Source organism: Clostridium sp., assembly GCF_036569345.1.
Lineage (GTDB): Bacteria > Bacillota > Clostridia > Clostridiales > Clostridiaceae > Clostridium_AD.
The window spans coordinates 36,013-47,805 of record NZ_DATCQT010000016.1 but is presented as its reverse complement, the minus strand read 5'-3'; the positions used below and the strand labels follow the sequence as shown (position 1 = coordinate 47,805).

General features: G+C 30.5%; 11 protein-coding genes. 2 read left to right on the top strand and 9 right to left on the bottom strand.

The features are described 5' to 3' along the window. Positions 1 to 94 precede the first annotated feature (94 nt). The 5 genes from VIM70_RS00760 to glyA all read right to left on the bottom strand — a co-directional run bounded on the left by VIM70_RS00760 (position 95) and on the right by glyA (position 5,826). A complete protein-coding gene (locus VIM70_RS00760) occupies positions 95 to 865 on the bottom strand; it encodes a histidinol phosphate phosphatase (protein WP_331943123.1) in 771 nt (256 codons plus the stop codon). Positions 866 to 977: 112 nt separating this feature from the next. Continuing rightward, complete coding sequence (locus VIM70_RS00755; RefSeq protein WP_331943121.1) at positions 978 to 2,054, bottom strand: GerMN domain-containing protein; 1,077 nt, start codon at positions 2,052 to 2,054, stop codon at positions 978 to 980. A 197-nt stretch (positions 2,055 to 2,251) separates the two neighbouring features. Then, a complete protein-coding gene (locus VIM70_RS00750; protein ID WP_331943119.1) occupies positions 2,252 to 2,653 on the bottom strand; it encodes a hypothetical protein in 402 nt (133 codons plus the stop codon). A 78-nt stretch (positions 2,654 to 2,731) separates the two neighbouring features. Next, a complete protein-coding gene (locus tag VIM70_RS00745; protein ID WP_331943117.1) occupies positions 2,732 to 4,465 on the bottom strand; it encodes an ABC transporter ATP-binding protein in 1,734 nt (577 codons plus the stop codon). Between the two features lie 131 nt (positions 4,466 to 4,596). Beyond that, entirely contained in the window at positions 4,597 to 5,826 is a 1,230-nt protein-coding gene (gene glyA / locus VIM70_RS00740; RefSeq protein WP_414648633.1) for a serine hydroxymethyltransferase, read from the bottom strand. Between the two features lie 425 nt (positions 5,827 to 6,251). Between glyA and VIM70_RS00735 the strand changes: the two genes are divergently transcribed. Both VIM70_RS00735 and VIM70_RS00730 read left to right on the top strand, forming a co-directional pair. Continuing rightward, positions 6,252 to 7,025: a threonine/serine exporter family protein gene (locus tag VIM70_RS00735; protein ID WP_331943113.1), complete on the top strand. Its 774-nt coding sequence runs from the start codon at positions 6,252 to 6,254 to the stop codon at positions 7,023 to 7,025. After that, positions 7,022 to 7,447 carry a threonine/serine exporter family protein gene (locus tag VIM70_RS00730; RefSeq protein WP_331943111.1) on the top strand — a complete coding sequence of 142 codons (426 nt, stop codon included), beginning with the start codon at positions 7,022 to 7,024 and terminating at the stop codon, positions 7,445 to 7,447. Before VIM70_RS00735 ends, VIM70_RS00730 begins: the two co-directional genes overlap by 4 nt. A gap of 43 nt (positions 7,448 to 7,490) precedes the next feature. Here VIM70_RS00730 and VIM70_RS00725 read toward each other — a convergent pair whose 3' ends face one another. The 4 genes from VIM70_RS00725 to VIM70_RS00710 all read right to left on the bottom strand — a co-directional run bounded on the left by VIM70_RS00725 (position 7,491) and on the right by VIM70_RS00710 (position 11,790). Next, positions 7,491 to 7,778, bottom strand: a complete 288-nt coding sequence (locus VIM70_RS00725) for a metal-sensitive transcriptional regulator (RefSeq protein ID WP_331943109.1) — start codon at positions 7,776 to 7,778, stop codon at positions 7,491 to 7,493. Positions 7,779 to 7,822: 44 nt separating this feature from the next. After that, the gene (gene aspS / locus VIM70_RS00720) at positions 7,823 to 9,604 is read right to left on the bottom strand and encodes an aspartate--tRNA ligase (protein ID WP_331943107.1); all 1,782 of its coding nucleotides are present in this window, start codon (positions 9,602 to 9,604) and stop codon (positions 7,823 to 7,825) included. A gap of 92 nt (positions 9,605 to 9,696) precedes the next feature. After that, complete coding sequence (locus VIM70_RS00715) at positions 9,697 to 11,124, bottom strand: coproporphyrinogen III oxidase (RefSeq protein ID WP_331943105.1); 1,428 nt, start codon at positions 11,122 to 11,124, stop codon at positions 9,697 to 9,699. A gap of 63 nt (positions 11,125 to 11,187) precedes the next feature. After that, positions 11,188 to 11,790, bottom strand: coding sequence for an MBL fold metallo-hydrolase (locus tag VIM70_RS00710; RefSeq protein ID WP_331943103.1), 603 nt, complete (start codon positions 11,788 to 11,790; stop codon positions 11,188 to 11,190). Positions 11,791 to 11,793 lie beyond the last annotated feature (3 nt).

The following is an 11,793-nucleotide window of genomic DNA, read 5'->3' as shown; positions in this document are numbered from 1 at the left end:
AAATAATAATAATAATAATAATAATTACAATAACTTAATATAAAATGGCAGTATTAAGACCTCTTAATACCGCCATTTCACTTAATCAAGCTTTTTAAATGGACATATACTCCATTTTTCTCTTTTTAAAATACACTGGTTTCAGATTACATATCTCACATATTTTAATAGCTTCCGTAAAATAGTTACCAATATTCTGGGCACTATGAGCATCTGAGCCAATTGTTACATATTTCCCACCCATTTGATTATATGCTTTATAAATATTAATTAAATTATTATATGCTTGCTTATTATCTAATCTTCTAGTGTTAATCTCCATTATTTTTCCGTTATGTAATATAGTTTTTATAACTTCATTAATATATTCATCAAATTCATGATAATGTATTTCATTATCCTCAAAAGTAGCATACCGAGATATATAGTCAATATGCCCTAAACTATCAATAAAGTCGTATTGTTTTACGTTATCAATCATACTTGAAAAATATTGCTCAAAGGCTTCTTTTTTAGTTTTACCTTCATAATATTCGGGATAATAAATATCTTCTCCCTTTGCTGCATGTATAGAGCCAATTACATAGTCAAAAGAATATTTTCTCAAGATTTCTCTATTTTCCTCTAAGCAGTTTTGCTGCATTCCAATTTCAATTCCAAGCATAAACTGACTACTCCTATACTTCTCGTAGTCATTAAAATATTTATCCATATCAAATATATTGTCTATTCCCGGCGGAAATTTTAAATCTAGATGTTCTGTAAGCGTCATACCTATGCCTAAATTTCTTGATTGCTTAAGCGCATCCTGAAGTTTCATTTGAGAATCGTCTGAAAACTCTGTATGTACATGTGAGTCTATCATAATTCATCCCCCTAGTATTACTTTATATTATTTAATAACTATATGCACGTTAACGTTTTTAATTATATCAAAATTTAGTATAAAAAGATACAACCATAAATTACTCTTATAATTATTTTGTATTCTTATAATCTACAATAAAAGCTTCACCCTTTTTCATTAAAACATGTCCAGAACTATAAGGCTTGCCTTCAACAGTTATATAAACCTTTTTCACCATATAATAATCACCCAATGTATTCGTAATGCATTGAAGTATTTGGCTTTCATAACCACTGCCAGCATTCATTTCCTCTGTAAATTCTTTTGAAAAATCTACGTGTACCATACCATCTATATTTAAATAAAGACTTTTAATTTTTGTGTTAGGGCTAATTACTTTGCCTACATTTTTATTTGGGACTTCCTTGAAAACTTTTTCAAAAATTGTTTTAGTTATATAATTTGTATTGAATGAAAGTTTTTCATTAGTAATGTAATTAACACCATCATTGCCGTTTGGAAAATAAAATTTAACTATTTGAACAAATGACACATTTTTCTCTATCTTACTCAAAGAAGAACTCACCTTAGTGCCATTGGATTCCAATATGGTTTTAACTAATCCAATATTCGGAGCGTAATAATCTTTTACAATGCCATCCTTTCTCACTGTAGAGACCTCGATACATTTATAATTACCTAATGGTGTAGTAATAACAACATTAACATTGCTTATGCTCCTCACATTACCATCTAGCAATGTCCATGAGTTACCCTTTATAAGAGGTTCCTTTAATAAAATTTCAGGTTTAGCATTATTTTTCAAAGTGAAATTTTCTCTATAATAAATTTCTGATTTTAAAAATATAAGTCTTAATTCACCATCTTTATTTTCAATTACCTTTACAGTTTCTGTACCACCATTGTTAGTTCTTATCTGTTCTCGATTTGCACTTACATAATCTACATTATAATAATAGGTTGCATATTCATTACCATTTCCAACATAACTATATTTCACATTTTTTTCAAAGGGATAATAATTTTCTATCTTAGGTGTAGCAATAGATATTTTTAAATTATTATTTTGCACATTAGAATTACCACTTCTCGCTGGAGTAGTATTTTCAGATGATATTTTTTTATTACAACCAGTAAAAAAAACAAATGTAAATAAAACTAATATAACTAATATGTTTTTTCTCATATTATTATGTACCCCCTATTTTTAATTTCGCTTATATTTAAGTATAATGTAATTTAAATATAATACAATTTAATATTTAAAATTTAGTTTAACTTAAAATAACAGCACTTAGAAAGTATGAATCATTTTCTAAGTGCCGTTAATTATATATAATGTTACTATTTCTGTTTTTAACATTAATAATTTATTTTGATATGTTATGAAATGACCTTATGGTATGTCTTTAGAATATCCCCTCCACCAGATATTGTGGCATCATATGTGCCTGCCATGCTTTCCATGCCAACTATCCAATTAAATGTAGTAACTCCTGTTCGATCTGTAGTTCGCCATTGTACAACATAAATTGTTTTATTACCTGATTTATATGAAGTTTTTATGTTATATAAAGTGTTCGGAACTCCTTGTATTGTTATAACCCCTGTTTGCCCCAGCTTAACGTCAGTTACAGAATTTATGATTTTCAATTGTCTTTGAGCTACTATGTTTTGTTTTTGAGACATATTTATTCCTTCTACCATTGTACTTGCCTCAGCAGTGCGATTGTATCCAATCATACACATACCCAATAATAAAATACATGCTACCTTAATTTTCATAAAACCACCTCTTCTTATATTAAGGTGTCCATAATTATATTAAAATATCACATAATATTAAGTTGCAATTATAATAACTTAAAGTATATCAAACTGCATATTATAGAGCCTTGCATATGTACCATTTTTTTCTAGAAGTTCAAAATGCGTCCCTTCTTCTGCTATTCCTTCCTCTGTCAAAACTAAAATAGTATCCGCATTTTTTATTGTACTAAGTCTGTGGGCTATTATTATAGTGGTGCGATGACGAGAAAGTTTCTCTAAAGAATTTTGTATCAGCCGCTCACTCTCATTGTCTAGAGCAGATGTTGCTTCATCTAATATCAAAATAGGAGGATTTTTTAAAAATACTCTAGCTATGGATATTCTCTGTTTTTGACCTCCAGATAGCTTAACTCCTCTTTCTCCAACATAGGTGTCATAACCTTCTTCAAGCCCCATAATAAATTCATGCGCATTTGCACGTTTTGAAGCCTTTATCATATCCTCATCAGTGGCACTTGGTCTACCGTAAGCTATATTTTCTCTTATTGTTCCTGCGAACATATAAACATCCTGCTGCACTATACCAATATTATTTCTTAATGATTTTAATTTAATATCTTTAATGTCAATATCATCTATTTTTACAGCGCCTTCATCTATTTCATAAAATCTTGGAATTATACTACAGAAAGTAGTCTTACCTCCCCCTGATGGACCTACTATAGCTACTGTCTTTCCAGCCTCTACAGATACATTAATATTACTAAGTATAGTATTCTTATTATCATAACTAAAAGATACATTATTAAAACTAATCTTTCCTTTGATATTATCAAGTTCTATTGCATCCTTCTTGTCTACAATGTCTGGAAGGGTGTTTATTACCTCTAAAAATCTTTCAAACCCTGTTATGCCTCTTTGGTACTGCTCAGTAAAATTCACCAACTTCTCAATTGGATTTAAAAAGATGTTAATATATAAAATATAAACAACTAAGTCTGTTGTATTTAAGCTACCAAAACTTATAAAAACTCCTCCAAATAAAACTACGCAGAGATATAAAATTCCTTGAAAGAAACCATTCATACTAAAGAATCTTCCCATTATTGTATAACCTACTTCCTTTGTATTAAGGAATTCATCATTACCTCTTTTGAATTTGTTTCTCTCAATCTGTTCATTTGAAAATGATTTTACAACTCTTATCCCCGAGAGACTATCTTGAATTTGAGCATTTACATTTGCTATTTTCTCTCTATTCTTTTTAAATATTGATTTCATTTTTTTGTTATAGGTAATTGAAAAATATGCCATGAAGAGAGTAATAAATATTAATATGGCAGTTATATTAACATTAATGCTCATAAGAATAACAAAAGAACCTACTATTTTCAATATAGATATAAAAATGTCCTCAGGTCCATGATGAGCGAGTTCTGATATATCAAACAAGTCGGTGACTATTCTTGACATAAGTTTTCCAGTATTGGTATTGTCATAATAAGAAAAACTTAATCTTTGAAGATGGCTGAATATATCATTTCTCATATCGGCTTCCATTCTTGCCCCCATTATATGTCCCCAGGATGTTATATAATACTGACAAAAATACCTAATAATATACATAACAAGTAACGCACCACCAATCAATGTTATGTATCTTAATATTTGGGCTTTACCCAATGTGTACACATTATTCAACAGAAATCTCACAATTATAGGAAAGACAAGATCTATTGATGATAATATAAATGCACAAAACATGTCCATAAAAAACATGCCCTTATATGGCTTATAGTAACTAATAAATTTTTTTATAATATTCATAACTTAAGTATTACCTTCTTTCATAATTGACCTAAAATAGTAACAATGAAGTATACATCGCACATCTATCATACAAAAAAGGCCGAATGGAATCATTTAGCTATTCCACTCAACCTTTTTTAAATTATGTATTAATATAATGGATACATGCTACATAACTTCACTACTTTCTCTCTAATTGGTTCTAAATTTCCTTCTCTACCTTCTATAGTTTCATTTATAAGCTCAGCTATTTTTTTCATTTCTTCTTCCTTAAATCCTCTCGTAGTTACAGCAGGTGTTCCAATTCTTATACCACTTGTAACAAATGGACTTAAAGTTTCATTCGGTACAGTATTTTTATTCACAGTAATACCCACAAGATCTAATAGCTTTTCAGCTTCTTTACCAGTAATATTTTTATTTGTTAACTCTATAAGTAAAAGGTGATTGTCAGTACCCCCTGATACTAATTTAAAACCATATTTAAGAAGCTCTTCTCCAAGCACCTTTGCATTTTTAACCACTTGTTCAATATAAACTTTAAATTCTGGTCTAAGAGCTTCCCCAAAACAAACTGCCTTAGCTGCTATAGTATGCATTAATGGTCCGCCTTGCATACCTGGGAAAATAGATTTATCTATTTGTTTTGCATATTTTTCTTTACATATAATTGCTCCACCTCTAGGTCCTCTTAGAGTTTTGTGGGTTGTAGTAGTAACAAAATCAGCATATGGCACTGGAGACTGGTGTGCTCCCGTTGCAACAAGCCCTGCTATATGAGCCATGTCTACAAACATATATGCCCCCACTTCATCACAAATTTCTTTAAAACGAGTAAAATCTATAGCTCTTGGGTACGCACTAGCACCAATAACTATCATTTTAGGATTGTGTTTTTTAGCGAGCGATCTAACTTCTTCATAGTCTATAGTCTCTGTTTCTAAATTAACGCCATAAGAAATGAAGTTATATAACATTCCTGAAAAATTCACTGAACTTCCATGAGTTAAGTGTCCACCATGACTTAAATTCATACCGAGTACCGTATCTCCTGGTTTGAGAACTGAGAAGTATACAGCCATATTAGCTTGAGAACCTGAATGAGGTTGCACATTAACATGATCTCCCCCGAAAAGTTCTTTCATTCTATCGCGAGCTAAATTTTCTGCTTTATCAACTACTTCACACCCTCCATAATATCTTTTAGCGGGATACCCTTCTGCATATTTATTAGTTAATATAGACCCATTTGCCTCAAGTACTGCTCTACTAACAAAATTCTCAGAAGCAATTAGTTCAATATGATCCTCTTGTCTTTTATTTTCCTCTTTAATAATTTCATAAATCTCTAAGTCACTGTTTTTTAAATATTCTTTCATATTCATAACCATCCTTTCATCTTTTAAGTTAATTAATCCATTAAAATGATTGCAATAATAATATTATAAATCAATAAAAAAAATATTCTAAAATCTTAAAATATTTATTATGTTTATATTATAAAATTTAATAACAATTTTATCAACTAAAACATGAAAATTCCCCTAAATCTTCCCGATTTTTTATTTATTATTACTAATATTGTTTATTAAAACAAATGAAAACGATTATAATATAATATATTTTAATCTTTAAATAATTATAAATAATTTAATTTTCTAACTAATACAAATCTAACGGATTTATGGTATATACTAATAGAGCAATTTTATTATTTTATGCTTTTCAAAATTTAATGTATAATATTTTTTATTTGTAATAATCAACAAAAATCTAAAAGTGTTTTTTAGCGAAAGGAGACCTAATGCATATTGATGATATTATTCATATAGCTGCTGAAGCTGGTAAAATCATATTAGAAAATGGTGGAGAAACATATAGAGTTGAACAAACAATTACTATGATATGTAGCTCTTATGGCATACCACGAACTGAATGTTTTGTTACTCCTACAGGTATTATGATTTCAATAACTAATAGTGAAAACCAGACCATTTCTATAATTAGAAGAATACACCTTAGAACAGTTAACCTTAGTAAGGTTTCCATGATTAACAATCTATCTAGAGAATTAGTACTCAGCCCAATGTCCATAAGTGATGTAAGAAAAAAAATCGATTATATTAATAATTTGACACCTTATTCTCAGAAGACCACAACTTTTTTTTCTGCTTGTTCTGCAGGATTTTTTACTTTACTTTTTGGTGGGAATTATAAAGATTTTTTTGTGGCCTTTATAATTGGAGCTCTAATAAATTATTTAAGTTTATCTTTAGATAAATTAGGTGTGAATAGTTTCCTGAAAAATATGCTGGGTGGTTCTTTAGCTGCATTCATAGCCCTTTTAGCTACCTCACTAAATGTAGTAGGAAATATGGATACTATAATTATAGGTTCTATAATGCTACTAGTACCTGGCATCGCAATAACTAATGCCATACGCGATACTATTGCGGGTGATTTAGTTTCAGGAATCTCTAGGTCAATAGAAGCTTTATTTATAGCCATTGCAATAGCTGCAGGCACAAGTATAGTTTTCAAAATATGGTTTTTGTTGTTTGGAGGTAATTTTATATGATTCTTAATTCTTTATATGCTTTTTTAAGTTCTTTTGGTTTTGGAATACTGTTTAATATAAGAGGTAAACTCCTAATAATTGCTTCAATTGGAGGAGGACTTTCATGGCTAACCTATCTTATTTCAGGAAGACTACAACCTTCCATTATTTTTTCATTGTTTCTTGCATCTATTGTTGGAAGTATTTACTCAGAAATAATGGCAAGAGTATATAAGAATCCCGTGACAATGTTTATTATCTGTGCAATTATACCCCTTGTGCCTGGTGGTGGAATGTATTACGCTACTCTTGAGGCTGTAAAGGGAAATTTAACTGTGGCTCTAACTAAGGGTACTGAAACATTGTTTAGTGCAGGTGCAATTGCAGTTGGAATAGTTTTCGTAGCTTCCATAAGTACAATTTTTAAAAAAATAAAGAAGTAAAATTTAACATCAAATTTTACTTCTTTATTTTTATTTCTTTTATTTACTTTAAAAACATAAGGAAAGTTGAAACCAATTCTTCTATTTTTTCTTCCTCTACTTTGTTATCTTCATGAATAAGGCAGTTCTTTGTATACCTCTCTAAAACAAGCCCACCAACACTGTTCATAGCAGCTCGTACTGCCGCAACCTGTACCAATATATTTTTGCAACAGGCATCACTGGACACCATTTTCTCTATACCTTTTACCTGCCCCTCAATTTTTCTAAGCCTTACTTGGATGTCTTTCACTAGTTCATCATTTATTGATTTGTCTTTTTCGTTTATCATTTTACCACTCCCAGACATAGTATAGTGGACTTTAACAGCTAATTCTATTTGATCTCTGCTTTTGTAATACTAAGCTCTTTGAGCTGTTTGTCATCAACTATATTTGGAGCTTCACTCATAGGGCAGTAAGCATTTTGATTTTTAGGGAAGGCAATTACGTCTTTAATGTTTTCCGTTCCTGCTAAGAACATTATCATTCTATCGAGTCCAAAAGCAAGTCCGCCGTGTGGTGGTGGTCCATATTTGAACGCTTCGAGAAGGAATCCAAATCTTTCCCATGCTTTCTCCCTCGTAAACCCTAAAACTTTAAACATAGTTTCTTGCAATGAAGAATTATGTATTCTAATACTTCCGCCACCTAATTCTTCTCCGTTTAGCACTATGTCATAGGCCTTAGCACGAACTCTACCTGGCTCTGATTCTAAGTATTGTAGATCCTCATCCATTGGCATTGTGAAAGGATGATGAGCCGCTACATATCTACTTTCTTCTTCACTATAATCAAATAATGGAAACTCTGTTACCCATACAAAGTTAAACTCTGTGCTACCACTTAATATCTCAAGTTCTTTAGCAACTCGTAATCTTAATGCACCTAAAGACTGTAAAACGACGCTATCTTTATCTGCAACAATAAGTACTAAATCCCCTGTTTTTGCATCTACCTTTTTTAAGATAGCTTGCATTTGTGTATCATTAAAAAACTTAGAGATAGGTGATTTAATTCCATCTTCTTTAAATGCAATCCATGCAAGTCCTTTTGCTCTGTAAGTCTTAACAAACTCACCTAATTTATCTAATTTCTTTCTGCCCATATCAGCAGCATTATCAACCTTTATAGCTCTTACTGATCCACCATTTTCAATGGCATTATTAAATACTACAAATTCACTCTCTCTTACCTCACTCGTAATATCTGTTATTGTCATGCCAAATCTTAAATCCGGTTTGTCTGACCCATATTTGTCCAGTGCCTCTTTGTATGTAATTCTTTTTATAGGGAGTTTTACATCTTCATTTACCACTTCTTTAAATACTTTTTTAATCAACTCTTCATTTACAGCTATAACATCGTCTTCCTCGACAAATGACATTTCTATATCTATTTGTGTAAATTCCGGTTGTCTATTAGCTCTTAAGTCTTCATCTCTAAAACACCTTGCTATTTGGTAATACTTATCATATCCAGACACCATCAGTAATTGTTTAAATAATTGTGGTGATTGTGGAAGTGCATAGAACATACCTGGGTAATTTCTACTTGGTACTAAATAATCGCGAGCACCCTCTGGAGTACTTTTTGTAAGCATTGGTGTTTCAATTTCTAAAAAACCATTTTCATCGAGAAAATCTCTAACTACTTTAGATGTTTTATGACGTATCATAAATATTTTTTGCATATCTGGCCTTCTTAAATCAAGGTATCTATACTTTAAACGTATATTTTCTGACGCATCTAATCCTTCTTTTATATATATAGGTGGAGTTTCTGATTCAGACAATATCTTTATGTTTTCCCCTTTAACTTCTACAAGTCCAGTTGGCATATTTTCATTTGGAGATTGTCTTTTAATAAGCTGACCAGTTACAGCAATGCAATATTCAGGTTTAACTAAATCTGCCTTTTCAAAAGCTTCTTTATTTATTTCTTCCCCAAATACTAATTGTAATAAACCTGTTCTATCTCTTAAATCTATAAAAACAAGTCCTCCTAGATTCCTTTTTCTTTGAACCCATCCCATAACGGTTACTTCGTTTGATATATGTGATTCCCTAAGATCGCCACACATATTGGTCCTTTTTAAACCATCTAATGCCTCTGCCATTTTATTTACTTCCTTTCACCTTAATGCGCTTGTCTTAATATTTAATTGTAAGACTTAAGCCCTAATAATATTAAATAAATCCAATTAATTCTTTAACTATATAAAGTCTCGAGCAGAATAATTTTCTTTTCAATCATTTCATCTACTCTTTTTATGTATTCCCGAACATCTTTAACATTTGCAAATCTTTCATGCCTGTTTTCATCTAAAAAAACAACTTTAGATACTGCGTCCGCACCTAGTGCAATAACAGTTTGTTTTTCTTCAATCATTTGAATATTGTATATCCCCTCTTTACCTGGAATCGCATAACCAACATTCTCCATATTACCCACCATATTTTTCTGCTTATACATATAATAAGGTTTCATATTAAGTTTTTTAGATAATTCAACAGTAAGTCCATACATTTTGTTTAATTCCTCTTGAGCTGGAACTTCAAATCTATAATTATTAAGCATATTTTCATGGAGCCTTGATGCCCTTTTTATAGACATACCATGAATTGTAACACTGTCAGGTTTAATTCCAAGTATTTTGTCGCAAGTTCTTATTATATGTGAAATTTTTTCTCCTGGAAGTCCCACTATTAAGTCCATATTTATGTTATCAAAACCTAATTCCCTGGCCATGTCAAATTTCTCATAAACATCATTAACATTATGGTTTCTACCAATCAATTCCAATGTATCATCATTCATAGTTTGTGGATTAATACTTATTCTATGAACTCCATATTTTTTCATAGTAATTAACTTTTGACGTGTAATACTGTCAGGTCTTCCGCACTCTACCGTAAATTCTTTCACCTTGCTATTTTCAATAAATGCCTCATAAACACACTCCATTATCTTCTCAAATTGCTCATCATTTACAGACGTTGGGGTGCCCCCTCCAAAATATATACATTCAATATTTAGATTCTTTTCCTTTATGTAATTACTAATACTTTTAATCTCATGCGATAATGCTTCAAGATACGGTCCTACTATGTTTTTGCAACTTCCAATAGGATTAGATGTAAAAGAACAATATATACAACGCGTAGGACAAAACGGCATATCAATATAGATACTTATATTGTCCTTTTCTTTATTAACAATATTTCTTTCAAACTTTGCAACATCAATACAAAGTCGTGCCTTATCCTCTCTCGTAACATGTTTATCTTTAAAGTATGCTATTATATTATCTTCAGAAACTCCCTTTTGTAAAAGTTCAAGGGCTTTTTTGGAAGGCCTAATTCCTATTACGGTACCCCAAGGAAGCTCAAGGGTTGTATTTTTTGAAAAATATAAAAAAACAGCTTTTTTAACTTCATCCTTAAGTTTATATGACTTATTAATTAAATACTCAAAACTTTCAGATCCCTTTTGCAATTCTATAACATTTTCTTTTACATCAATATTAAAATCATAATTTTCTTCAACAAATTTAATATCAGGAAAGAAAAAGAATAGATTTATAATTTGAAATACATCATAATTAAATTGTGTGTTATTTACTTTTACCTTAATCATCTTAACTCCTTAGTAAAACATAGTATATAAAATTCTTAATGTTATTATAGTTCTATTCTAACCCTATAAAAAAGGATTGTTTAATTTTTCATTATTTATTGTGCTATATGGTCCATGGCCTGGATACACTATTGTATCACCATCTAAACATAAAAGTTTTGCTTTTATACTAGTAATTATAGTATTAAAATCTCCTCCTGCAAAGTCTGTTCGTCCTATTGAACCCGCAAACAGAGTATCTCCAGTGAAAGCGCAGTTTTTTATTAAAAAGCTCATTCCCCCTGGAGTATGGCCTGGGGTATCTATACACGTAAACTCTAAGTTTGAAATTGCTATAATATCCCCATTTTTAAGTAATTTATCTGCCCCACCTTTAATAAGCGGCCCAAATAAATATTCTCCCGCAGTTATCAAATCATTGTCTTTTTTGCTTATACATACTATTGCATTTGTAATGGATTTAAGCTGTTCAACTCCTGATGTATGATCTATGTGACCATGTGTCAAAAGTATATACTTAACCTTCGCATTTATACTTTTTATAACATTGACAATATCATCTACATCTCCACCAGGATCTAATACCACTGCTTCATTTGTATTGTTATCCATTATAATATAACAATTTGCTTCATACATCCCTACAACAATCTTTTTAATTTCCATTCT

Bases quoted from the DNA above. Each gene is read 5' to 3' on its own strand.
- VIM70_RS00760 (WP_331943123.1), bottom strand. From the start codon at position 865: ATGATAGACTCACATGTACATACAGAGTTTTCAGACGATTCTCAAATG.
- VIM70_RS00755 (WP_331943121.1), bottom strand. From the start codon at position 2,054: ATGAGAAAAAACATATTAGTTATATTAGTTTTATTTACATTTGTTTTT.
- VIM70_RS00750 (WP_331943119.1), bottom strand. From the start codon at position 2,653: ATGAAAATTAAGGTAGCATGTATTTTATTATTGGGTATGTGTATGATT.
- VIM70_RS00745 (WP_331943117.1), bottom strand. From the start codon at position 4,465: ATGAATATTATAAAAAAATTTATTAGTTACTATAAGCCATATAAGGGC.
- glyA (WP_414648633.1), bottom strand. From the start codon at position 5,826: ATGAAAGAATATTTAAAAAACAGTGACTTAGAGATTTATGAAATTATT.
- VIM70_RS00735 (WP_331943113.1), top strand. From the start codon at position 6,252: ATGCATATTGATGATATTATTCATATAGCTGCTGAAGCTGGTAAAATC.
- VIM70_RS00730 (WP_331943111.1), top strand. From the start codon at position 7,022: ATGATTCTTAATTCTTTATATGCTTTTTTAAGTTCTTTTGGTTTTGGA.
- VIM70_RS00725 (WP_331943109.1), bottom strand. From the start codon at position 7,778: ATGATAAACGAAAAAGACAAATCAATAAATGATGAACTAGTGAAAGAC.
- aspS (WP_331943107.1), bottom strand. From the start codon at position 9,604: ATGGCAGAGGCATTAGATGGTTTAAAAAGGACCAATATGTGTGGCGAT.
- VIM70_RS00715 (WP_331943105.1), bottom strand. From the start codon at position 11,124: ATGATTAAGGTAAAAGTAAATAACACACAATTTAATTATGATGTATTT.
- VIM70_RS00710 (WP_331943103.1), bottom strand. From the start codon at position 11,790: ATGGAAATTAAAAAGATTGTTGTAGGGATGTATGAAGCAAATTGTTAT.